The 22,746-nt window shown below is 50.2% G+C and carries 18 protein-coding genes and 1 tRNA gene; 5 read left to right on the top strand and 14 right to left on the bottom strand.

The annotated features are described in order from the left end of the window. Nucleotides 1–73 precede the first annotated feature (73 nt). The gene (gene yejO / locus SF2276) at nucleotides 74–2,584 is read left to right on the top strand and encodes an ABC transporter ATP-binding protein (protein ID NP_708088.2); all 2,511 of its coding nucleotides are present in this window, start codon (nucleotides 74–76) and stop codon (nucleotides 2,582–2,584) included. A gap of 97 nt (nucleotides 2,585–2,681) precedes the next feature. Here yejO and SF4486 read toward each other — a convergent pair. From SF4486 to yejL, 3 genes are all read right to left on the bottom strand, one after another. After that, nucleotides 2,682–2,759: transfer RNA gene (locus SF4486), tRNA-Pro, on the bottom strand. A gap of 74 nt (nucleotides 2,760–2,833) precedes the next feature. Then, nucleotides 2,834–4,594: a sulfatase gene (yejM, locus tag SF2275; RefSeq protein NP_708087.1), complete on the bottom strand. Its 1,761-nt coding sequence runs from the start codon at nucleotides 4,592–4,594 to the stop codon at nucleotides 2,834–2,836. 19 nt (nucleotides 4,595–4,613) lie between these two features. Next, nucleotides 4,614–4,841, bottom strand: a complete 228-nt coding sequence (gene yejL, locus SF2274; RefSeq protein ID NP_708086.1) for a hypothetical protein — start codon at nucleotides 4,839–4,841, stop codon at nucleotides 4,614–4,616. Between the two features lie 181 nt (nucleotides 4,842–5,022). Between yejL and yejK the strand changes: the two genes are divergently transcribed. After that, the gene (gene yejK, locus SF2273; protein NP_708085.1) at nucleotides 5,023–6,030 is read left to right on the top strand and encodes a nucleoid-associated protein NdpA; all 1,008 of its coding nucleotides are present in this window, start codon (nucleotides 5,023–5,025) and stop codon (nucleotides 6,028–6,030) included. Between the two features lie 138 nt (nucleotides 6,031–6,168). Here yejK and rplY read toward each other — a convergent pair whose 3' ends face one another. Both rplY and yejH read right to left on the bottom strand, forming a co-directional pair. Beyond that, nucleotides 6,169–6,453: a 50S ribosomal protein L25 gene (gene rplY / locus SF2272; RefSeq protein NP_708084.2), complete on the bottom strand. Its 285-nt coding sequence runs from the start codon at nucleotides 6,451–6,453 to the stop codon at nucleotides 6,169–6,171. Between the two features lie 124 nt (nucleotides 6,454–6,577). Further along, the gene (gene yejH / locus SF2271; RefSeq protein NP_708083.1) at nucleotides 6,578–8,338 is read right to left on the bottom strand and encodes an ATP-dependent helicase; all 1,761 of its coding nucleotides are present in this window, start codon (nucleotides 8,336–8,338) and stop codon (nucleotides 6,578–6,580) included. Nucleotides 8,339–8,487: 149 nt separating this feature from the next. On the opposite strand from yejH, the gene rsuA reads away from it, so the two are divergent. The 3 genes from rsuA to yejG all read left to right on the top strand — a co-directional run bounded on the left by rsuA (nucleotide 8,488) and on the right by yejG (nucleotide 11,078). Next, on the top strand, nucleotides 8,488–9,183 hold the full coding sequence (gene rsuA, locus SF2270) for a 16S rRNA pseudouridine(516) synthase (RefSeq protein ID NP_708082.1): 696 nt from the start codon (nucleotides 8,488–8,490) through the stop codon (nucleotides 9,181–9,183). 27 nt (nucleotides 9,184–9,210) lie between these two features. Further along, on the top strand, nucleotides 9,211–10,401 hold the full coding sequence (gene bcr, locus SF2269) for a bicyclomycin/multidrug efflux system (RefSeq protein ID NP_708081.1): 1,191 nt from the start codon (nucleotides 9,211–9,213) through the stop codon (nucleotides 10,399–10,401). A 332-nt stretch (nucleotides 10,402–10,733) separates the two neighbouring features. Further along, nucleotides 10,734–11,078: a hypothetical protein gene (gene yejG, locus SF2268; RefSeq protein ID NP_708080.1), complete on the top strand. Its 345-nt coding sequence runs from the start codon at nucleotides 10,734–10,736 to the stop codon at nucleotides 11,076–11,078. A gap of 3 nt (nucleotides 11,079–11,081) precedes the next feature. On the opposite strand, the gene yejF is transcribed toward yejG, so the two are convergent. The 9 genes from yejF to yeiQ all read right to left on the bottom strand — a co-directional run bounded on the left by yejF (nucleotide 11,082) and on the right by yeiQ (nucleotide 22,726). Next, nucleotides 11,082–12,671: a microcin C ABC transporter ATP-binding protein YejF gene (gene yejF, locus SF2267; RefSeq protein ID NP_708079.2), complete on the bottom strand. Its 1,590-nt coding sequence runs from the start codon at nucleotides 12,669–12,671 to the stop codon at nucleotides 11,082–11,084. A gap of 1 nt (nucleotide 12,672) precedes the next feature. Then, the gene (gene yejE, locus SF2266) at nucleotides 12,673–13,698 is read right to left on the bottom strand and encodes a microcin C ABC transporter permease (protein ID NP_708078.1); all 1,026 of its coding nucleotides are present in this window, start codon (nucleotides 13,696–13,698) and stop codon (nucleotides 12,673–12,675) included. Next, entirely contained in the window at nucleotides 13,698–14,792 is a 1,095-nt protein-coding gene (gene yejB, locus SF2265; RefSeq protein ID NP_708077.1) for a microcin C ABC transporter permease YejB, read from the bottom strand. The genes yejE and yejB overlap by 1 nt, the downstream gene beginning before the upstream one ends. Next, a complete protein-coding gene (yejA, locus tag SF2264; protein NP_708076.2) occupies nucleotides 14,793–16,607 on the bottom strand; it encodes a hypothetical protein in 1,815 nt (604 codons plus the stop codon). It abuts the gene before it with no gap. Nucleotides 16,608–16,688: 81 nt separating this feature from the next. Beyond that, a complete protein-coding gene (gene rtn / locus SF2263) occupies nucleotides 16,689–18,245 on the bottom strand; it encodes a phage resistance protein (RefSeq protein ID NP_708075.1) in 1,557 nt (518 codons plus the stop codon). 180 nt (nucleotides 18,246–18,425) lie between these two features. Further along, on the bottom strand, nucleotides 18,426–18,992 hold the full coding sequence (spr, locus tag SF2262) for an outer membrane lipoprotein (RefSeq protein NP_708074.1): 567 nt from the start codon (nucleotides 18,990–18,992) through the stop codon (nucleotides 18,426–18,428). Nucleotides 18,993–19,403: 411 nt separating this feature from the next. Continuing rightward, nucleotides 19,404–20,117, bottom strand: coding sequence for a hypothetical protein (locus tag SF2261; protein ID NP_708073.2), 714 nt, complete (start codon nucleotides 20,115–20,117; stop codon nucleotides 19,404–19,406). A 38-nt stretch (nucleotides 20,118–20,155) separates the two neighbouring features. Further along, complete coding sequence (yeiR, locus tag SF2260; protein ID NP_708072.1) at nucleotides 20,156–21,142, bottom strand: hypothetical protein; 987 nt, start codon at nucleotides 21,140–21,142, stop codon at nucleotides 20,156–20,158. 117 nt (nucleotides 21,143–21,259) lie between these two features. Then, nucleotides 21,260–22,726 carry an oxidoreductase gene (gene yeiQ / locus SF2259; protein NP_708071.2) on the bottom strand — a complete coding sequence of 489 codons (1,467 nt, stop codon included), beginning with the start codon at nucleotides 22,724–22,726 and terminating at the stop codon, nucleotides 21,260–21,262. Nucleotides 22,727–22,746: the final 20 nt, after the last annotated feature.

Raw genomic sequence — 22,746 nt, 5'->3', positions numbered from 1 at the left:
ATCTGGTTCTGTTTCTCTTTGTCGTTCCGCAATATCTGTTCTGGTGGCTACAGCGTTATATTCACCCATAGCATTGGCATCAACAGTTGAGTATGGTGAGACAGTTGATGGTGTTATCCTGGAAAAAGATATCCAGCTGGTTTATGGGACCGCCAATAATACGAAAATCAATCCTGGCGGAGAACAGCATATAAAAGAATTTGGTGTAAGTAGTAATACTGAAATTAACGGAGGGTATCAATACATTGAAATGAATGGTACCGCAGAATACTCAGTATTAAATGATGGTTATCAAATTGTTCAAATGGGTGGCGCGGCAAACCAGACTACCCTCAATAATGGTGTGCTACAGGTTTATGGCCCAGCGAATGATACCACGATTAAAGGCGGGCGCTTAATCGTTGAAAAAGATGGGGGGGCCGTTTTTGCCGCTATCGAAAAGGGAGGACTACTGGAGGTTAAAGAGGGGGGATTTGCGCTTGCGGTAGATCAGAAAACAGGCGGTGCTATTAAAACAACCACGCGGGCCATGGAGGTATTCGGAACAAACCGTCTCGGTCAGTTCGATATCAAGAATGGTATTGCTAATAATATGTTGTTGGAAAACGGCGGAAGTTTGCGAGTTGAAGAAAATGACTTCGCTTATAATACTACTGTGGATAGTGGCGGCTTACTGGAGGTTATGGATGGCGGGACTGCAACTGGCGTTGATAAAAAAGCAGGCGGGAAATTAATTGTCTCAACGAATGCGCTGGAAGTGAGTGGTACAAACAGTAAAGGCCAATTTAGTATAAAGGATGGTGTGTCAAAAAATTATGAACTGGATGATGGTTCCGGGCTCATTGTTATGGAGGACACGCAGGCCATTGACACTATCCTTGATGAGCATGCCACTATGCAATCGCTGGGAAAGGATACTGGTACGAAAGTGCAGGCAAATGCGGTATATGATCTCGGTCGATCAGACCAGAATGGAAGTATCACGTATTCCTCAAAAGCCATCTCTGAAAATATGGTAATCAACAATGGCCGCGCTAATGTCTGGGCTGGCACAATGGTTAACGTGTCAGTCAGAGGGAATGATGGCATTCTTGAGGTCATGAAGCCGCAAATAAATTATGCACCCGCTATGTTGGTGGGTAAGGTAGTGGTTTCTGAGGGCGCTTCTTTTAGAACGCATGGTGCCGTGGATACCAGCAAAGCGGACGTTTCGCTCGAAAATAGCGCATGGACCATCATTGCCGATATCACTACGACGAACCAAAACACTCGCCTCAACTTAGCCAACCTTGCGATGTCCGGCGCAAATGTGATTATGATGGCTGAGCCAGTGACTCGTTCATCTGTGACGGCAAGTGCGGAAAATTTCATTACGTTGACCACCAATACCCTGTCGGGAAACGGCAATTTTTATATGCGTACCGATATGGCCAATCATCAGAGCGATCAGCTCAACGTCACCGGTCAGGCAACAGGTGATTTCAAAATATTCGTGACGGACACCGGTGCCAGCCCGGCAGCAGGAGATAGCCTTACACTGGTAACAACGGGCGGCGGTGATGCTGCATTTACGTTGGGCAATGCCGGAGGCGTTGTTGATATCGGTACGTATGAATATACCTTGCTGGATAATGGCAACCATAGCTGGAGCCTCGCAGAGAATCGCGCGCAAATTACCCCTTCAACCACTGATGTGCTGAACATGGCAGCCGCACAACCGCTGGTATTTGATGCAGAACTGGACACCGTGCGTGAGCGTCTTGGTAGCGTAAAAGGCGTTAGTTACGATACGGTGATGTGGAGTTCGGCAATTAACACCCGCAACAACGTGACCACTGATGCGGGAGCTGGTTTTGAGCAAACATTGACGGGCCTGACGCTCGGTATCGATAGCCGTTTCTCCCGTGAAGAAAGCAGTACAATTCGCGGCTTGTTCTTTGGTTACTCTCATTCTGATATTGGTTTTGATCGCGGCGGAAAAGGTAATATCGATAGCTATACCCTGGGGGCTTATGCCGGTTGGGAGCATCAGAACGGTGCCTATGTTGATGGGGTGGTGAAAGTTGACCGTTTTGCCAACACCATCCATGGCAAGATGAGTAATGGGGCAACAGCGTTTGGCGATTACAATAGTAACGGCGCGGGTGCTCATGTTGAGAGCGGGTTCCGTTGGGTTGACGGATTGTGGAGTGTTAGACCCTATCTGGCCTTTACCGGCTTTACCACAGATGGTCAGGACTACACGTTATCAAACGGCATGCGCGCGGATGTGGGAAATACCCGGATATTACGCGCTGAAGCGGGAACGGCGGTAAGCTATCACATGGACCTGCAAAACGGTACGACGCTGGAACCCTGGCTGAAAGCCGCCGTGCGTCAGGAATACGCCGATTCTAACCAGGTGAAAGTTAATGACGATGGCAAATTTAATAATGATGTGGCTGGAACCAGTGGCGTTTATCAGGCTGGGATAAGGTCATCGTTTACCCCGACGTTAAGCGGTCATTTGTCAGTCAGCTATGGCAATGGCGCAGGGGTAGAATCGCCGTGGAATACTCAGGCGGGTGTGGTCTGGACGTTCTGATAACAGAAAATAAATGTGATGTGTCACGGTCTGTTTATCGAATTAATTGCAGATATAAAAAAACCAACCGTAAGGGTTGGTTTTTTCTTGGGATTTTTGGTCGGCACGAGAGGATTTGAACCTCCGACCCCCCGACACCCCATGACGGTGCGCTACCAGGCTGCGCTACGTGCCGACTCGTGGCTGCTAATACTACCGTTTTCCACACCGATTGCAAGTAAGATATTTCGCTAACTGATTTATAATTAATCAGTTAGCGATAAAACGCTTCTCGTCTGTCAGCACTTGCAATAACAAACTTAACTGTGGTTTTTCATCTTTCACTCTTTCACCACGTAAGTTGTAAGTGCGGTATTTACCGTTATTGTTCAGCACCAGCGTCTTTTTCGGGGTGGTAATTGCCAGCGTATCGTTATCCGCAGCAGTAACCCAGTAATGACGGCGTTGAGGGTTGAACAAATCCTGACCTTGCGAATATTCGCTGGCAGGTGTGCTGACATGCAGCAGGCGTTGCATCAGCGTCGTCATCAGATCGGTATGATCAGTCAGAGCATTAATACGCTGCGCCGGCGTGCCTGGCCAGTGAATCACTAATGGCACCTGCAGATGACCGTGGGACCAGTCAAAGGTTTCTTCCTCTTCGCTCAGTGGAATACCCCGACCGGCAGTGATAATCACCACCGTATTGTCCAGTTTGCCAGAATCACGCAGTGCATTGAGCACGCGTTTGATCTGGTCATCGACATTGCCTGCCGCCCGGCTATATTTCCGTGCAAATGCCTGCTGATTGCTGTCGTCAATGTTAGTGCCATTGAAAGAAACCCACGAGAACCAGCGGTTATCTTCTTGTGCGTAGCGGCCCAGCCAGTTGATCCACTGCGTGGCGGTCTGATCGTCAGATTGGGTGCGTACGCTCGGCATCGAGAAATCTGACAACAATGCCTGGCGATACAGCGGGCTGGTAAAGCCATCTGATGAGAATAACCCCAGCTGATAGCCTTGCTGATTAAGCGCAGTAATTAATGCCGCAGGCGTACGGGTCGACAGAATGCCGTCCATATAGCTCGGCGAGATGCCATAGAACAGGCCAAAGATGCCGTTGTCTGTAGTGTTGCCGGAGCTCATATGGCGCGTGAACGAAATATTTTGCTCAGCAAAACCTGCCAGCGCAGGCATCTGCTTCTCGAAGCGTGAGTAGTTCAGGCCATCGACAGTAATCAACAGCACATTCTGCCCGGTGCCCATATCGCGATAGCGCAGTTCGCTTAACGGATACTGTACGGAAACGGCGTCTGGATTACCTTGCTCAATAAGACGGCGTTGATACTCCTGCGCATCAAGCAGGCCATGCTTCTCAAGGAAACGTCGCGCCGTCATCGGGTACGAAAGCGGCAGGTTAGCGCGCTGCATGGTGATCGGGCGATAGAAGTTGGCATCGGCCCAGATATACACCACATGCGAGGCGATAAAGGCGATAAATAAGAATGCGGCCAGCGGGCGCGCGAAGCGTCGACGACGCGTCAGGCTGCGCAGCTTTTGCCAGCTCCACGTCGCAAACACCAGTTCAAGCAATAAAATAACCGGCACGCTGATGAACATCAGCTGCCAGTCGCGCGCCATCTCATTTTCGTCTGGGTTGATAACCAACTGCCAGACGATGGGATTAAGATGGAGATGGAAACGAGTAAAGACTTCGCTATCGATCAGTAATAGCGTCATTCCCGCCGTCGCCAGAATGACGGACAAAAACCTCATCAGCCTCTGGGAGCCGACGATAAAGGTCAGCGGGAAGAGGATCAGCAAGTAGGTGGCGAACACTAGGAAGCTGAAATGGCCGATAATGCTTACGTAGGAATAAATGCGACCAGCAAGCGTTGTCGGCCAGTCGGCGATAAACAGGTAACGGCTGCCAATGACGAGCGAAAGCAGAATATTGAACAGTGCAAACCAGTGCCCCCAACTGACCATCTGGGAGACTTTTTCACGGTAGCGCTGACGATGAGTTACCATAACCTGTTATCTGTTTCCCTTAGTGCGCTTTGTCTTCGTTGATAGAGGACTGTAAGGCGCTGGCAAAAGAGTTGGCAATTGCCTGGCGTTGGGCCGGGGCAATGCTGGTGTTGATAAGGTTAGTGACCATGTTGCCTAACACCATCAGGGAAAGGTCGGTCGGAGCCTTATGTTTTTCCAGTACGTTGAGCAGCTCTGCGAGCAATTGTTCAACCTGTTCATTACTGTAGCGGGAAATTTGTGGCATAAATCGAAATCAGTTAGTTGATGAAAGGGCAACATATTACCGTAGCAACGGTTTTTTTTCTGCTTTTTTATGCGTTAAATCATTCTCGTTACGCTGCCTTCTGTAAAATGACCGCCATCTTTTATTGCGTCGCTTAACTGGCGGTGGTTGAATACCGCCCGGTCTTAAAGGAGAGTTTATCATGAGTCTGGATATCAACCACATTGCTCTGCACCAGCTTATCAAGCGTGATGAGCAGAACCTTGAGCTGGTGTTGCGCGATTCATTGCTGGAACCGACAGAAACCGTCGTTGAGATGGTGGCAGAACTGCATCGGGTCTATAGCGCCAAAAATAAAGCTTACGGCTTGTTTAGCGAAGAGAGTGAACTGGCGCAGACGCTGCGCTTACAGCGTCAGGGCGAAGAGGACTTTCTGGCATTTAGCCGCGCGGCAACCGGTCGCCTGCGTGACGAATTAGCGAAATATCCTTTTGCTGACGGTGGATTCGTGCTGTTTTGCCACTACCGTTATCTGGCGGTGGAGTATTTGCTGGTGGCAGTTCTGAGCAACCTGAGCAGTATGCGCGTTAACGAAAATCTCGACATCAACCCAACCCATTATCTTGATATCAATCATGCGGATATTGTTGCGCGTATCGATTTAACCGAATGGGAAACCAATCCAGAGTCCACCCGCTATCTCACTTTCCTGAAAGGGCGAGTAGGGCGCAAAGTGGCGGATTTCTTTATGGATTTCCTCGGGGCCAGCGAAGGATTGAACGCGAAAGCGCAAAACCGTGGGCTGTTGCAAGCGGTTGATGATTTCACTGCCGAAGCACAACTGGATAAAGCAGAGCGACAGAACGTGCGCCAGCAGGTTTATAGCTACTGTAATGAGCAGCTGCAGGCAGGCGAAGAGATCGAACTGGAATCGCTGTCGAAAGAGCTGGCAGGCGTAAGCGAAGTGAGCTTCACGGAGTTTGCGGCTGAAAAAGGCTACGAACTGGAAGAGAGCTTCCCGGCAGACCGTAGCACACTGCGTCAGTTGACGAAGTTTGCCGGTAGCGGCGGTGGCTTGACTATTAACTTTGATGCGATGCTGTTAGGTGAACGCATCTTCTGGGATCCAGCAACCGATACCTTGACCATTAAAGGCACGCCGCCGAATTTGCGCGACCAATTGCAGCGCCGGACGTCTGGCGGCAATTAATCGGTTTTGTGTTCTGAATGCCAGATGCGGCGTGAACGCCTTATCTGGCCTGCAAAAAATAGCAATACCGTAATCAGGCATAATCTGCAGATACAAAAAACCCCGCCGGAGCGGGGTTTTTTACAACTTATTCAGCAATTAAGCGCGAACGAAGTCGATGTGCTGCAGCTTCGGTTTGTACGGGTGACGCTGTACGTCCTGAGCTTTAACTTTGATTTCTTTACCGTCAACAACGATGGTTAGAACTTCGCTGTAGAATTCAGCTTTAGCTTGCATGTTCATGACTTTGTCGTGATCCAGCTCGATAGCCAGCGGTGCTTCTTTGCCACCGTAGATGATTGCCGGGAACTTGTTAGCGGCACGCAGGCGGCGGCTCGCACCCTTACCCTGCTCTTTACGTACTTCTGCGTTGATAGTAAACATTTCTTTCTCTCTTAAATTAATCCTGCTACAGGCGACCCAGCAACAGGTAAGTGATCTGCTTTGCGTATGCAAAAGCGGGCGAGATTCTATACTCAATCGCCTTATACATCAATCAAAACTACCATTAACCGCGTAATTCGTGCGCCCGACGAAAACGACCTTCGTAATCGAACACTTTTTCACGCACTTGCCAGTACTGACCTTTCATGCGGGCGACGACAAAATCCGGATGTCGCAGTAAGGCTTGCTGGGCGAGGATATCGGCGGCGGTGATCCAGCGCAGAGGGATGCCCGGTGTGCGCGTATGCGGGCGGATAAAAAGCTGCTCGAAGGCGGTACGCTGGGCGGGCGTTTGCAGACGGAAACGCTCACTCACATCCGCGCCGTCTTCATCGTAATAGGTGATTTTCAACCATTCGCCTTTCTCGTCGTGCCCATGCTGCAAAGACATGCCGCTACAGCGTAATACCAGCGCATCTTTCAGTCGTAGCGCCGCTTTTAACATATCATCCGGATCAACCAGTACCGTGTCACATTCGCGGCAGCGGCGAGCGGCAATATCATTTTCTGCGTTACATTGCGGGCAATTTTTAAAACGGAAACGGAAGTCACACTGTTCGCGATGACCGTCGTCATCTTCAAACCATCCCTGACAGCGGCGACCAAAGTGTTCAATCAATGTCCCGTCGGCGGTCGTTTTCCCCCAAAAGGTGTTGGCAAAACCGCAGGCAGGGCAGAAAACCTGTACCGGAACGTTGTCACTTTTGCCTTTCGGTGTACCAACTTCCGGCGCGTAGAGATCGTGAGGATTACCCGCATAATCAAGAATTAAACAATCAGTCTTGCCCGGAGCGAGACGCAGACCGCGCCCGACAATTTGTTGGTAAAGACTCACTGATTCGGTAGGGCGCAGAATGGCGATAAGATCGACGTGCGGGGCGTCAAATCCGGTGGTCAGTACTGCGACGTTGACCAGATAGCGAAAACGCTGGGCTTTAAAATCTTCAATTAACACATCGCGCTCAGCGCCGGGGTTGTCGCCAGTAATCAGTGCAGCATCTTCGGCAGGCAGTAATCCCACAATCTCTTTTGCGTGTTCAACGGTGGCGGCGAAAATCATTACCCCTTTGCGCTTTTCGGCGAACTCCATGATCTGGCTGATGATATGTGGCGTAATGCGTTGCTGTTTTTTCAGCTCACGGTTGAGATCAGCTTCGCTGAACAGCCCGTTACTCTGTGCCTGCAAGCGGCTGAAATCGTATTGCACTACTGGCATATCCAGTCGTTCTGGCGGCGTCAGATAGCCGTGTTTAATCATATAACGCAGCGGCAGCTCATAAATGCAGTCACGGAAAAGGGCTTTCTCATCGCCGCGTACCATGCCGTGATAATGGAACTGGTAGATCCAGCCTTTGCCCAATCGAAAAGGCGTGGCAGTCAGCCCCAGCAGGCGTAAGTGGGGATTCACTTTAGTCAGGTGAGTGAGGATTTGCTGATACTGGCTCTCTTCATCGTCACCAATACGGTGGCATTCATCGACAATCAACAGCGAAAATTCACCCTGAAAGGCATCAAGATTACGGGCGACCGACTGAACGCTGCCAAATACCACTTTACCGTGGCTCTCTTTGCGCTTTAGCCCGGCGGCAAAAATATCGGCTTCCAGCCCCAGCGCCTGATACTTTGCATGGTTTTGCGCCACCAGTTCTTTAACGTGTGCCAGCACCAGTACGCGACCACGCGCCAGCCGTGCCAGTTCCGCTATCACCAGGCTTTTACCTGCGCCGGTGGGCAGCACGATAACGGCAGGGGTTTTATGACGACGAAAATGGTTGAGCGTGGCATCCACGGCTTCTTGCTGATATGGGCGGAGTGTAAAAATCATGGTTTCGCGTAGGTAGATTATTCTGCTAATAGTATGCCACGGTTCTTTTTCCCTTGAGGGAAGTTATTAGACCGCTATACTGGGCAGACAACAGTTCAGATTTTCGGGTCATTACCCGACCTCCGTTTTTTACAGGCAAAATCACACACATGCGACTTGATAAATTTATCGCACAGCAACTCGGCGTTAGCCGTGCTATTGCCGGGCGTGAAATCCGCGGCAATCGTGTCACCGTCGATGGCGAAATCGTTCGTAATGCAGCGTTCAAACTGCTCCCTGAACATGATGTCGCTTACGATGGCAACCCGCTGGCGCAGCAACACGGTCCACGTTACTTCATGCTCAATAAGCCTCAGGGCTATGTTTGCTCCACGGACGACCCGGATCACCCGACGGTGCTCTATTTTCTGGATGAACCGGTAGCGTGGAAACTGCACGCCGCAGGACGTCTGGATATCGATACCACCGGTCTGGTGCTGATGACTGATGATGGTCAGTGGTCGCACCGCATTACTTCTCCGCGCCATCATTGCGAGAAGACCTATCTGGTGACACTGGAATCACCTGTAGCTGACGATACGGCAGAGCAATTTGCTAAAGGCGTGCAGCTGCATAACGAAAAAGATCTCACTAAGCCGGCGGTGCTTGAAGTGATTACCCCAACGCAGGTTCGTCTGACCATCAGCGAAGGGCGTTATCATCAGGTGAAACGCATGTTCGCCGCCGTGGGTAACCACGTGGTTGAGCTGCATCGTGAACGTATTGGCGGTATTACGCTGGATGCTGATTTAGCCCCCGGTGAATATCGTCCGTTAACTGAAGAAGAAATTGCCAGCGTCGTCTAACTTTTCAATGACTTTCAGGAGCCCGTTGTGACCACCCGACAGCATTCGTCGTTTGCTATTGTTTTTATCCTTGGCCTGCTGGCCATGTTGATGCCGCTGTCGATTGATATGTATCTGCCCGCGCTACCGGTAATTTCAGCGCAGTTTGGCGTATCGGCGGGCAGTACGCAGATGACCCTCAGTACTTATATTCTGGGCTTTGCGTTGGGGCAGTTAATCTACGGGCCGATGGCAGACAGCTTCGGGCGTAAGCCGGTGGTTCTTGGCGGGACGCTGGTGTTTGCCGCCGCCGCGGTGGCGTGTGCGTTGGCACAAACCATCGATCAGCTGATTGTGATGCGTTTCTTCCACGGGCTGGCTGCGGCTGCGGCCAGCGTGGTTATCAACGCTTTGATGCGTGATATTTACCCGAAAGAAGAGTTCTCGCGGATGATGTCGTTTGTCATGCTGGTGACGACCATTGCACTGCTGATGGCACCGATAGTTGGCGGCTGGGTGCTGGTGTGGCTGAGCTGGCATTACATCTTCTGGATCCTGGCATTAGCGGCGATTCTGGCTTCGGCAATGATTTTCTTCCTGATTAAAGAAACCTTACCACCGGAGCGTCGTCAGCCATTTCACATTCGTACCACTATTGGTAACTTTGCGGCGCTGTTCCGCCATAAACGTGTCCTGAGCTACATGCTTGCCAGTGGTTTCAGCTTTGCCGGGATGTTCTCATTCTTAAGCGCCGGACCGTTTGTTTATATTGAAATTAACCACGTCGCGCCGGAAAACTTTGGTTATTACTTTGCGCTAAACATTGTTTTTCTGTTCGTGATGACCATCTTTAACAGCCGCTTCGTCCGCCGCATTGGCGCGTTAAATATGTTCCGCTCGGGGTTGTGGATACAATTTATTATGGCTGCGTGGATGGTCATCAGTGCGCCGCTGGGGCTGGGATTCTGGTCGCTGGTGGTTGGCGTTGCGGCGTTTGTGGGCTGCGTGTCGATGGTGTCATCCAATGCGATGGCGGTCATTCTTGATGAGTTTCCCCATATGGCGGGAACGGCATCTTCGCTGGCAGGAACCTTCCGTTTTGGCATAGGGGCAATTGTTGGCGCATTGCTTTCTCTTGCGACCTTTAACTCTGCATGGCCGATGATTTGGTCAATTGCATTCTGCGCAACCAGCTCCATTCTCTTCTGTCTGTACGCCAGTCGGCCGAAAAAACGGTGATCTATTGCACAACGAGGAAGGTAAAAGGCTTCCTTTGTTGATGCATGTCAACCACAAATCTATCATTTCCCCGATATATGTTTATTTTATGTAAAATCAATTTATGTAAAAAGTCACATCATTGTAGTTAAAAAGGTTGAGTTAGATCGCAGAAACGGGTACATATAGCCCCGCAAACGTGACCACGCCCGCAGATATTACTTAAATCAGAGCCATAGAGGCCACGCAGGCGAGGCATCAATCTTTACGATCTGTATAAAGACGGATTGTTGATGATGTGTTAAAATTGATGTAAACAAATTGTGAAGTGAATGTACTTCCGGGGAAAATAAGTGACTTCATTACAACTCTCAATCGTCCATCGACTGCCGCAGAACTATCGCTGGTCTGCTGGTTTCGCAGGTTCGAAGGTTGAACCGATTCCGCAAAATGGACCGTGCGGTGACAACAGCCTGGTGGCGCTTAAATTGCTTAGCCCGGATGGTGATAATGCATGGTCGGTGATGTATAAACTAAGCCAGGCGTTAAGCGACATCGAAGTTCCATGTTCGGTGTTGGAGTGTGAAGGTGAGCCGTGCCTGTTTGTAAATCGCCAGGACGAGTTTGCTGCAACATGCCGATTGAAAAATTTTGGTGTGGCAATTGCCGAACCCTTTTCAAACTACAATCCTTTTTAAGCGTCAGCTCAACGCCAGTAACTGACGCGTATACTCCTGCTGCGGTGTGGCAAACACGCGCGCGCACGGTCCTTGTTCCACTACTTCCCCTTGTCGCAGTACGATAACCTGATGACATAACGCGCGGACAACGTGCAAATCGTGGCTGATAAACAAATAGGCCAGTTGATGCTTTTGTTGCAATGATTTCAAAAGCGTCAATATTTGCGCCTGTACCGTTTTGTCGAGTGATGATGTCGGTTCATCAAGTATGATCAGCGAGGGCTTAAGAATTAATGCCCTGGCAATCGCAATACGTTGTCGCTGACCACCAGAGAACTCCGCCGGATAACGGTGGCGTGTTTCAGGATCTAATCCCACTTCATGCATCACGGCTATCACTTGTTGTTCGCGTTGTGCGGCAGAAAGCGTCGGCTGGTGAACCCGTAAGCCTTCCTCAATAATCTGCAAAACGTTGAGTCGTGGGTTGAGCGAGGAGTTTGGATCCTGAAATACCACCTGAATACGATGACGAGTAGGTAACAGCTGGCGGCGATTTAAATCTTGCAGTGGCTGACCGTCAAAGACGATGCTGCCCTGAGAGGTAATCAGTCGCAGCAGCGCCAGTCCCGTCGTGCTTTTCCCGGAACCAGACTCGCCCACTAAACCCAGTGTTTCACCCGCCCGTAGCGTAAAACTGATGTTTTTCACCACCACATTATGATCCACAATGCGCTTCAAAATCCCTTTGCGAATGGGGAAGGCAACCTGAAGCTGTTCAACATCCAGCAACGTTGAGGCAGGTTCTGGCAACGGTACCGGATCGCCTGACGGTTCACTGTTGAGTAGCTTTTGTGTGTAAGGATGAGTGGGTGAGGCAAATAGCGTAGCGGCGTTATTTTGCTCGACACAGCGACCGTTTTGCATTACCGCCACGCGGTGGGCCAGTTTTCTGACAATGCTGAGGTTATGAGTAATAAACAGCATGCCCATATTCAGCTCGCCTTGCAGTTCGCGCAACAGCTGTAAAATCTGCGCCTGGACAGAGACGTCCAGTGCGGTGGTCGGTTCATCGGCAATTAATAATTCCGGTCGCGTTAACAGCGCCATCGCAATCATCACCCGCTGGCGTTCGCCGCCGGAGAGCTGATGCGGATAATCTGTCAGCCGTTTTGCCGCCTGGCGGATACCGACGCGATCAAGGCAGTTAAGAATTTCGCCACGAGCCGCTTCCCGACGCATCCCGCGGTGGAGTGAAAGCACTTCATAAAGCTGTTTTTCCAGGGTATGCAATGGATTTAACGACACCATCGGTTCCTGAAAAATCATGGCGATCTTATTACCGCGTACACCGCGCAACGTTTGATCGCTGGCATGAAGCAGCGATTCGCCATGAAAACGAATATCGCCGGAGAGATATTCAACCGGCGGGGAAGGGAGCAGGCGTAAAATTGACAGCGCGGTAACGCTTTTGCCTGAACCTGACTCACCCACCAGCGCCAGCGTTTCGCCAGCCTCAATCTGTAGTGAAACATCATTGACTACTGTACGTACGGTTTGCTGATGGCGAAAACCCACCGACAAATTTTCAATCGCTAACAGAGTTTGCGTCATGCTACACCGCCTTATTAGGATCAAATGCGTCGCGGACGGCTTCACCAATAAAGATCAGCAAAGACAATAATATCGCCACCGACAAGAAGGCGGTGATCCCAAGCCACGGGGCCTGAAGGTTATTTTTCCCTTGTAACAGCAGTTCACCGAGTGACGGTGAACCGAGCGGTAGACCGAAGCCGAGGAAATCGAGCGAGGTCAGGGTGGTTATCGAACTACATAAAATAAACGGTAAAAAGGTGAGGGTCGCGACCATGGCATTAGGCAACATATGACGCAGGATGATACTGCGATCGCTGACGCCAAGCGCCTGTGCCGCACGAATGTAGTCGAAATTACGAGTACGTAAAAACTCCGCCCGCACCACGCCGACCAGACTCATCCAGCCAAACAAGACAGTAATTGCCAGCAGCCACCAGAAGTTAGGCTGTACGACGCTGGAAAGTAAAATAATCAAAAACAGCGTCGGCATCCCCGACCATACTTCAATAAAGCGTTGCCCCCAGAGATCGACTTTACCGCCGTAATAGCCTTGTAGCGCCCCCGCCAGCACGCCCATCACGCTGGAACAGAGAGTCAGCATCAGGCCAAACAGAACCGAGATCCGCGTGCCATAGAGAATGCGTGCCAGCACATCGCCGCCGTTTGCATCCGTTCCCAGCCAGTTTTGCCGGGAGGGTGGAGAAGGGAAGGGCTTATCGGTAGCAAAGTTGATACTGGTAGCACCAAAGCGAATCGGTGCCCACAGTACCCAGCCGTTATTTTCCAGCCGTTGTTTCAGCCACGGGTCCTGATAATCAGCCTGACTTGCCAGCGGGCCGCCAAAATCGCTTTCGCTGTAGTTTTTCAACAACGGGAAATACCAACTGCCGTCATAACGCACCAGCAACGGTTTATCGTTAGCGATAAGTTCAGAACACAAACTCAAACCAAACAAAACGAGGAAAATCCATAACGACCAGTAGCCGCGACGGTTATGACGAAAACGCGCCCAACGGGCCTGATTGACGGGGCTGAGTCGCGACATTAACGTCCCTCAAAATCTATACGCGGATCAACCAGCGTATAGCTGATATCACTGACAATATTCAGCAGCAGGCCAATCAGGGTGAAAATATACAAGGTACCAAACATTACAGGATAATCGCGCGAGACGGTCGCTTCGTAGCCCAGTAAGCCAAGACCATTGAGTGAAAACATCACCTCAATCAGCAGCGAGCCGGTAAAAAACATGCTGATAAACGTCGCCGGAAAACCGGCAATCACCAGCAGCATGGCGTTGCGGAACATATGTTTCCAGAGAATGTTTTTCTCACTTACCCCTTTCGCACGCGCGGTCACCACGTATTGCTTGCGCACTTCATCAAGGAATGAGTTTTTGGTCAGCATGGTCAGCGCCGCAAAGCCACCAATCACTGTCGCCAGCACCGGTAGCGTGATATGCCACAGATAATCGGTGATTTTCTGATACCACGGCAGCGAATCAAAGTTAGCGGAAACCAGGCCGCGTAGAGGGAACAGGTCGAAATAGCTGCCGCCCGCGAAGAAGACAATCAGCAGGATGGCAAACAAAAAGGCCGGAATGGCGTAGCCGATGATGATAAATGCGCTACTCCAGACGTCAAAGCGACTCCCATTATAAACAGCTTTGCGAATGCCTAACGGAATCGACACCAGATAGATAATCAGCGTGCTCCACAATCCGAGGGTGATGGAAACCGGCAGACTGTCTTTAATCAGCGTCAGCACCGAGGCGCTGCGAAACAGGCTATCACCAAAATCAAAGCGGATGTAGTCCCAGAGCATTTTGAAGTAACGTTCGTGGATCGGCTTATCGAAACCGTAGCGATGAGTGATCTCAGCGATCACTTCTGGATCTAATCCGCGTCCGCCACGGTAATTACTGTCGCTGATATTGCCGACACCCGTTTGCGCATGGCTGGCACGAACACCTTCACCGCCTGCGCCGGGTAATACTCCGGCATTACCAAACTCAATGGCGGCGATGGCCTGATCGACCGGACCGCCAGGCGCAATTTGCACGATGAAAAAGTTGATAGTGATAATAGCCCATAACGTTGGGATCACCAGCAACAGACGGCGAATCAGGTAAGCGCCCATCTACTCTCCCTGTTGTCTGGCTGACGGCAGTTTGGCCGCTTTATTAACGTCATACCACCAGGTATCGATACCCAGGCTGTAAACAGGGCGTACAGCGGGTTGGGAGAATTTATCCCACCAGGCGAGACGGTCTTCCGCCATGTACCACATTGGCAGCATGTAATAATTCCACGTTAATACGCGATCCAGTGCTCGCCCCAACGGCAGTAATTTTTCTTTATTTCCCTGCGCGGCAATAATTTGGTTGATCAGTGAGTCGATAACCGGGCTTTGCACGCCGGGGGCATTATAAGTGGAATTGATATATTCCGATGACCAGGAAATCTGTAAATCGGAACTGGGCCACGGCATCGCCCGCCATAGTCGCGGCATCATGTCATAGTCGCGATTGCGCATGCGGTTAGTGATTTGCGAGTTATCCACCTTGCGAATGTCCATATTGATACCCAGCCGTTGCAGGCTGTGCTGGAACGGCAATACCCACTGACTATTGCTGCTTGCGGGAAGCAATAATTCAAAGCTGAGCGGCTGACCCGTTGTGGCATTAACGCGTTGCTGACCCTTCAGCACCCAGCCCGCTTCGTTGAGAAGTTTGTCGGCTTTTAACAGGTTGTCACGATCGTAGCCATCGCCTTTAGATACCGGCGGCTGGTAGATTTGTGTGAAGACTTCTGGCGGTAGATCTTTTTTCATTGGTGCCAGAAGCACCAGCTCCGCGGCGTCGGGGTAATTTCTGGCCGCGTATTCGGTATTTTGAAAATAACTGTTCGTGCGACTCCAGGCGTTGTAAAACAACGCCTTGTTCATCCATTCAAAGTCAAAGGCGAGAGTGATTGCTTCCCGCACCCGGCGATCGCTGAATACCGCACGTTGGATATTAAACGCCAGCCAGCGCGTATCCTGGGCTGATTCGTTCTTTTGCTCATCTTTGATGATGTATTTTTTATCGAAATTTTTACCGGTATAACGCGTGGCCCAGTTTTTAGCGTCGTTTTCCATACGCAAATCAAAGGCACCTGCTTTAAACGCTTCAAAGGCGACATTATCATCGAGGTAATAATCGTAGCGAATGGTGTCGAAATTCCAGCGTCCACGGTTTACCGGTAAGTTTGCTGCCCAGTAATCTTTCACGCGGGAATAGACAATATTTTGCCCCATTTTCCAGGACGTAACGTGGTACGGACCACTGGCAAGCGGAGGCGTGGCGAGCGGGTCGCTAAGTTTGTGATCCTTCCAGTACTTTTCTGGAAATACCGGCAGCGAAAACAGACTCAACATATCTTCTTTGCCGGGTTTAGCTAACTCAATGCGCACGGTTAACGGCGCAATGGCTTTGACGGTGGTGCCTTTGTAGACCAGACGAAATTGCGGCACGCCTTCGGTCAGAAATTTTTGAAAAGTAAACTCTACATCGCGGGCAGTAATGGGAGAACCATCATGAAAACGGGCGCGCGGATTAATAGCGACCTCCACCCAGGAATAATCGTCAGCATAGCGTGCACTTTCAGCAATCAGCGGGTAATAACTGCCTGGTTCGTCATCGGAAGTCGTAAATAACGTGTCGTACAGCTGCTCGGTGCGTGCGCCCGGGTTGCCGCGCAGTGCATAGCGGTTGAAATTATCGAAGGTACCGAGGGCTGACAACGTTATCTGCCCACCTTTTGGCGCGGCGGGGTTCACATAATCAAAATGGTTGAAATTAAACGCGTACCGGGGTTCGCCCAGCACGGCAAAGGTATAGCTTTCCTTGATAGCCTGCGCCTGCGCACCGAAGGTGAACAGAGCGATAAACAGCAGCAGTATGCGCACAATCATCTGCAACGGATTTCCTTTTACTCATCATTAGCCGCAATCCGGCATGCTTTCACTATGAATAATAAGGGACGTAAGCACACCTTACCACTGCGGCGTATACGGTTTCTTCAGCCAGCGAACAAAATCGTCCAGCGGTAACGGGTGACTAATCCAGTAGCCTTGCATGAAATTAACGCCGCGTTCGCTTAGCCATCGCGCTTGTTCCGGCGTTTCGACCCCTTCAGTAACTGTCAGCATATTGAGACGTTTCGCCAGCGTCAGCACCGCGTCAAGTACGGGTGAAGTGATCGTTTCCGTACCGATGGCGTTGATAAATCCACGGTCAATTTTCAGATAATCGAGCGTAAAACGCTCAAGATAGATAAGCGCGCTGTGCCCGGTGCCGAAGTCATCAATAGCAATTTCTACGCCGACCGAGTGCAGCCAGGCGAAGAGTTGTGTGGCTTCTTGCTCTTTCAGCATATCGCGCTCGGTAATTTCCAGCACAATCTGGAAATGGTGTGCGGGCAGGGAAGTGAGCAGTTTCTGGATATCTGCTTTAAAGCTTTCGCTGTGCAGATGGTCCGGCGCAATGTTAATGCCAAATTTGACGCCTACCGGCAGTACTTTTTCTAATTCTGCGGCATCGCGGGCAATTAACTCAAACAGGTGCTGAGTCAGCGGCACAATCATCTTTTGCGATTCGGCAAAGTTAATGAAGGCATCCGGGGGAATTTCTCCCGCTACAGGATGCCGCCAGCGTAGCAGTACTTCCAGGCCCGTTACCCGCAAAGCTTGTGTATCCACCACCGGTTGATACGCCACGTAAAATTGTTCGCGCTTGATGGCGGTCATGATTTCTCTGTCGGGGCGCATACGTACGCTCATCAGGTAATAGCAAAGCAGGCCAACGACAGTTCCACTCATGCCGCCCAGTAAAAATGCGTACCACACATCGTTCCATGTCCAGTCATCCGCATAAAGCCGAACGGTCAGAGGAATGCCCGCAATTTTAGTTTCACGGACCGGCATGTCGGTTAATTCATTAACGTTCATCAAACGTGAAGAAAAGGTAGATAGCGCAGTATTGCCAATAATGAGGGCGACGCCATCGTAATCTTCCTGCCGTGAACTATAAAAGAGAGAAGGCGTCAGGTTGAGATTCAGAGCGGCAAACACACCGCTATTTTTCAGCAAAGGGTTGCGATACCAGATGACGATTGCGGGTTTGTTCGGCACCATCGGCGTGCCGGGTAAGATCGCCATATCGACGTTTTTATTAATGTCGAGCGCCGGAATCAATTCATTGAGTGGAATGTCCATCTCACCAGTCGCAGATGAACAGAATGTTTTTTTATCTTTCACCAGCACAAACGTACGGACATTCATGCTAAACGCCGCGCGAGCGGTCAGTTCGGGGTTAGCCTGCTGGCAGGTATCTAAGGTCAGCGGCTGAAGCCGGTCAGTAGTGGATTTCAGGTCGGCAAAATAGGTATCGAGATACTTTTGTACGTCGATAATCAGTGTGTCGTATTTGACTTCGTGCTTATGCCAGGCCACTAAAAACTGAAGGCAGCTAACCAGTATCGCAATCATCACGCCTGCTACAATGCAGGTAAGCAGGAGCTTACGTCCAGAATTGGGAGCGCGTATGAACATGATTCCGTTAATTTCCTGAAATTACGACAACATTTAAAAGATAACAATGACCGGACTATAGCCTGGATCAAGACGCGGAAACATCATTTTCTCTGATGAATGAAAACAAAAAAGCACTGCCTAAGCAGTGCTTTCAGTTAACTCGTCAGGATAGCCAAGGGATTGCATCCAAACGGTTTATTAGCTGCGGCTGAGAACCCGGCGTGCTTCGTTGTAACGCTTCTTCCAGTACGGTTCATTCATGCTGGAAATAATAACACCACTGCTGGTGGAAGCATGGACAAACTGATTGTTGCCGATATAAATACCGACATGGCGTCCCGTTGAACCGGCACGGAACAGAACTAAATCACCCGTACGCAAATTACTGCGGGAAACAGATTTACCCATTTCCTGCTGTTCGTAAGTCGAACGCGGAAGTTCTAAGCCAAATTGCTCACGGAATGTACGCTGTACGAAACCAGAACAATCGATACCTTTTTTAGTGCTGCCGCCCAGACGATAACGTACGCCTTTCCAGTCAGCATACTGATCCATAATTCGCGATTTTACGTCGACATTACGAACCAGGTTTTCAAATTCATCCTGAGAAGCTTGCAGTGATGATGTTTCACTACCCACTGCACGTGTCTCAGGATGCATATTCTTTGCGGTGTTATTTGCACTACATGCAGAAAGCAGAACCGCTACTGCAATCGCGGGAATCCCGCGCAAGATATATCTCAAAATCGGTTGAGATTTGACCATGTTGTTTGTTTTCCCTTGAAGTCCTTAACGACAAATATCGTTATAAAAAAATGCCAAGCGACACGAGACTAATTACCTGGGCATGTTGAAACAATTCCTTAAGGCCAAATCTGTGGACTAACGCACAAAATTATATGCTGTGAGGATAATCTACCGCCGAGGCAAAACGAGTTCGAGATTACCCGATTGGTGCGGTCTTGGCGAGCGGTTTTACATGATTTTTTATAAGAAAAAGTGATACAGAAAGTTAATAAGCGGGGTTGGTCAATTAAAGTACAATTGAGTGAAACGCATGCAATCCATTCATTTACTTAGAGAATGATTTTTGCGTTCGATAGATGAAAGCACGGTGCGCATCATCAGGATTATCCTCACTATAAAAATAACCCTGATGATGTTAATTACTGTGAGTTATTTGTTTTGGAAATGTTTGTTTTTTCCTGGTAGTGATTTGTCAAAAAAGGTGATTAATCGATCACTTAATGGCGTCAGCAACACCCAGGGCAAACCGATCAATATCACGGTCATCGAACCGACAATGATGTCAGTAAACCAGTGTGCGCCAATCATTACTCTGGGAAATGCAAAAACCATAAAAATAATAAGGGCGATAAGGCCTGCAACTTTGCCGAAATAACGCCACATGAATGCCGAAAAAATAAGCAGCATCATGCCGTGATCGCCGGGAAAGCTATCTCGTGAGGCATCTTTCGTGGGAACAGAGAGCAGTTCGCTGACGCGGTTAATATCGGTAAAAGTCAATGTTGGGCTGGCCCGTTTTACAGGAATTAATGCCTGACCCAGCTGGTTTAATACCACTGCAGTTAATAGCATGACCAGACCCATAATCACGATACGTCGTCTGCCAGGGGCGTTTTCTTTCAGCCAGAAACTCAGCATCAACATACCCATCGCCAGCAGTGAACAACCGTCGAAGGCGCGATTGTTAGTCAATGCAACCAGCCATAAAAAGGCCTTACTTTCGACCAGTTTCTGATTAAAGAAATAAAAAATATCCGCATCAATCGGCAACCAGAATCCATGATTAACGGGAATATACCAGGAAAGAAACAGCGCGGGGCCGACAATATTCAACAACACTATTTGCGGCAAATTTTTAATCATATTTTCTCTAATTATCTTACTGAAAAACGCAGGCAACCTTACGCGGTAGTCGCTAAACGAAGCTTCAACAGCGCGCTCTGCAAGGCATTCCAGTCAGCTTCGCTGCTGGAAATCAGCTCAATACGGCTGTCCGGTGGCGCAACGTTTTGCGTTTCAATGTGCAGGTCATCGCCCTGACGGTTGATTCGTACCAGCCCTTCGGGAATACGCAGCACGCCTTTGACGCGTTCCACCGGTGCAAGTCGCGCCCATTCCAGAATGCCAATGGTGTCGAATACCGTATCAGCGTCGAATATCCAGCCGCAGGCCTGATATCCTTGCCCGCTGTTCAGACTGCGACGCCAGCGTTGATGCTCTGGCAGGCTTAACGCTGCTAACCCTTTTTTCACGACATGCTGATGAGAATGCGCGGCGCTGGCGGGCAACTCGGCTAAATTGCGACGCGGCAAATCCAGAAGATGACCGTCAACTTTCCCATGCTCACTGTGAATTAATTGTCGATCGCCACCATTTTGCTGCCACCAACGCTGTAGCGCTTGCTCACTTTCGGGCGTCGCACGGTCGGATTTATTGGCGACAATGATGTCTGCGGCAGCCAGCTGGTCACGGAAGTTTTCATTGCTGGCGCTTTTTTCGTCCAGCAGCAGGCGTGGATCGAGAATGCACAAGGTGGCGCGCAGATCTATCCACGGTTCATAGACTGGTGCGGTTAACAGATCGAGGATCTGTTTCGGATGGCCCAGCCCGGTCGGCTCTATCAACAAGCGGTCTGGTTTTCCCTGACGCAGTAAGGTATTCAACCCTACCTGCATGGGTAAACCATTAACGCAGCACATGCAGCCGCCGGGGATCTCTTTCAGCAATGCGCCGCTATCGGCGAGCAAAGCACCATCAATTCCGACTTCCCCAAATTCATTAACCAGTACCGCCCATTTTTCGTTGGGATCTTTATGGGCTAACAGATGAAGAATCGACGTGGTTTTCCCGCTGCCGAGAAAACCGGTGATGAGGTTGGTCCTGGTCACAACGGCTCCGCAATACTCTGGTAAGTTAACTGAGCGTTAATCCTGGCTAAAAAAGGCAGAAAAGAGAAGGGGAGAGCGGACGAAGGTGAGCTTCATCCGCTTTAACCGCAGAAATCGTTAAATTTTGAGGGTGTTTAATAGCGCCTGATGTGCGCCGAATTGTACGATTTGTTGCCAGGCTTGTTCGATGGCCTGCACAAAATGCGGGTTATCTGGCAGATCATCACCGAAAACTTCACGCAGGGAAAGCAGGGCGGTTACGCGTTGTTCACTGCTGCTGCCCGCAACAAGTTCGCGAATTTTATCGCTAAGCGGATCGCGAACATCAATGGCATTTCCGGCATCATCAACGCCGCTGACGTAACGCATCCAGCCAGCAACGCCTAATGCCAGCAACGACCAGTCCGTTTCACGCCCCAGATGTATGCGAATACCTGCCAGCATACGTTGCGGTAATTTCTGGCTGCCATCCATCGCGATTTGCCAGGTCTTATGTTTCAGCGACGGATTAGCAAAACGTGCAATTAACTTATCCGCATATTGTGTTAAATCGACATCTTTAATTTGCAGTGTCGGCGCTTGCTCATCCAGCATTAATGTTCTGGCAGCATAGCGAAATACGCGATCCTGCATGCAATCACTGATATAGGCGAATCCTGAGAGGTAACCCAGATAAGCGAGAAAAGAGTGGCTGCCATTAAGCATACGCAGTTTCATCTCTTCCCATGGCAGGACATCATTCACCATTTGTACACCTGCGACTTCCCAGGCAGGACGCCCAGCGATGAAGTTATCTTCAACCACCCACTGGATAAACGGTTCGCAGCTAATCGCGCAGGGATCATTTACCCCCAGATGCTGGCTGATTTCTGCCAGTGATTCGTCGGTTGCAGCCGGAACAATGCGGTCGACCATGGTTCCCGGAAAACTGACGTGTTCTTTTATCCACCCGGCGAGTTCTGGCGAACGTTTTTCTGCCATTCTCAGCACCGCGTTTTTCACCACATGGCCATTGTCGGGAATATTGTCGCAGGAGAGCACGGTAAACGGTGTAAGGCTGCGCTCACGGCGGCGTTTCAGTGCTTCGACGAGAATACCCGGTGCGGAGTGAGGTTCTTCAGGGGTTTGTAGATCGTGAATAATCCGCGGATTACTGGTGTCGAGTGCACCGGTGGCCGGGTCAATACAATAGCCTTTTTCGGTAATCGTCAGGGAAACAATTGCCACCTGTGGCTCGCAAAATTTCTCAATAATTGCCGCTAAGGAATCCAGTTTTGCATTAAGGCATTCGTGAACGGCACCGACAATTATCACCTGATTGCCGTCCGCACCTTTCTCCAGCACGGTATATAAATGGTTCTGTGCGCGGAGCTGGCTCATCAGTTGATCACCGCTGAACAAGCTGATTTCACAGATCCCCCAGTCGCCGCCCTGGGCATTCAGCACACGATCGGTCAGTAACGCCTGATGAGCGCGGTGAAAGGCGCCAAAGCCAAAATGAACGATACGTGATTGCAACTGCTGGCGATCGTAGCGTGGAGCGTGTACATGATGCGGGAGCGTAACGGAGGCAATTGTCTTCATAGGAGTCACGTCTTAGTAAC

Origin of the sequence: Shigella flexneri 2a str. 301, from assembly GCF_000006925.2 — a bacterium.
Lineage (GTDB): Bacteria > Pseudomonadota > Gammaproteobacteria > Enterobacterales > Enterobacteriaceae > ECMA0423.
The sequence above is the reverse complement of the archived record's forward strand: the minus strand, read 5'-3'. Positions and strand labels throughout refer to the sequence as shown.

Coding starts and splice junctions, on each gene's coding strand:
- yejM (NP_708087.1), bottom strand. CDS start 4,594: ATGGTAACTCATCGTCAGCGCTACCGTGAAAAAGTCTCCCAGATGGTC.
- rsuA (NP_708082.1), top strand. CDS start 8,488: ATGCGACTTGATAAATTTATCGCACAGCAACTCGGCGTTAGCCGTGCT.
- yeiQ (NP_708071.2), bottom strand. CDS start 22,726: ATGAAGACAATTGCCTCCGTTACGCTCCCGCATCATGTACACGCTCCA.
- yejE (NP_708078.1), bottom strand. CDS start 13,698: ATGTCGCGACTCAGCCCCGTCAATCAGGCCCGTTGGGCGCGTTTTCGT.
- yejA (NP_708076.2), bottom strand. CDS start 16,607: ATGATTGTGCGCATACTGCTGCTGTTTATCGCTCTGTTCACCTTCGGT.
- yejK (NP_708085.1), top strand. CDS start 5,023: ATGAGTCTGGATATCAACCACATTGCTCTGCACCAGCTTATCAAGCGT.
- spr (NP_708074.1), bottom strand. CDS start 18,992: ATGGTCAAATCTCAACCGATTTTGAGATATATCTTGCGCGGGATTCCC.
- yejH (NP_708083.1), bottom strand. CDS start 8,338: ATGATTTTTACACTCCGCCCATATCAGCAAGAAGCCGTGGATGCCACG.
- yejF (NP_708079.2), bottom strand. CDS start 12,671: ATGACGCAAACTCTGTTAGCGATTGAAAATTTGTCGGTGGGTTTTCGC.
- SF2261 (NP_708073.2), bottom strand. CDS start 20,117: ATGATTAAAAATTTGCCGCAAATAGTGTTGTTGAATATTGTCGGCCCC.
- rtn (NP_708075.1), bottom strand. CDS start 18,245: ATGTTCATACGCGCTCCCAATTCTGGACGTAAGCTCCTGCTTACCTGC.
- yejL (NP_708086.1), bottom strand. CDS start 4,841: ATGCCACAAATTTCCCGCTACAGTAATGAACAGGTTGAACAATTGCTC.
- rplY (NP_708084.2), bottom strand. CDS start 6,453: ATGTTTACTATCAACGCAGAAGTACGTAAAGAGCAGGGTAAGGGTGCG.
- yejB (NP_708077.1), bottom strand. CDS start 14,792: ATGGGCGCTTACCTGATTCGCCGTCTGTTGCTGGTGATCCCAACGTTA.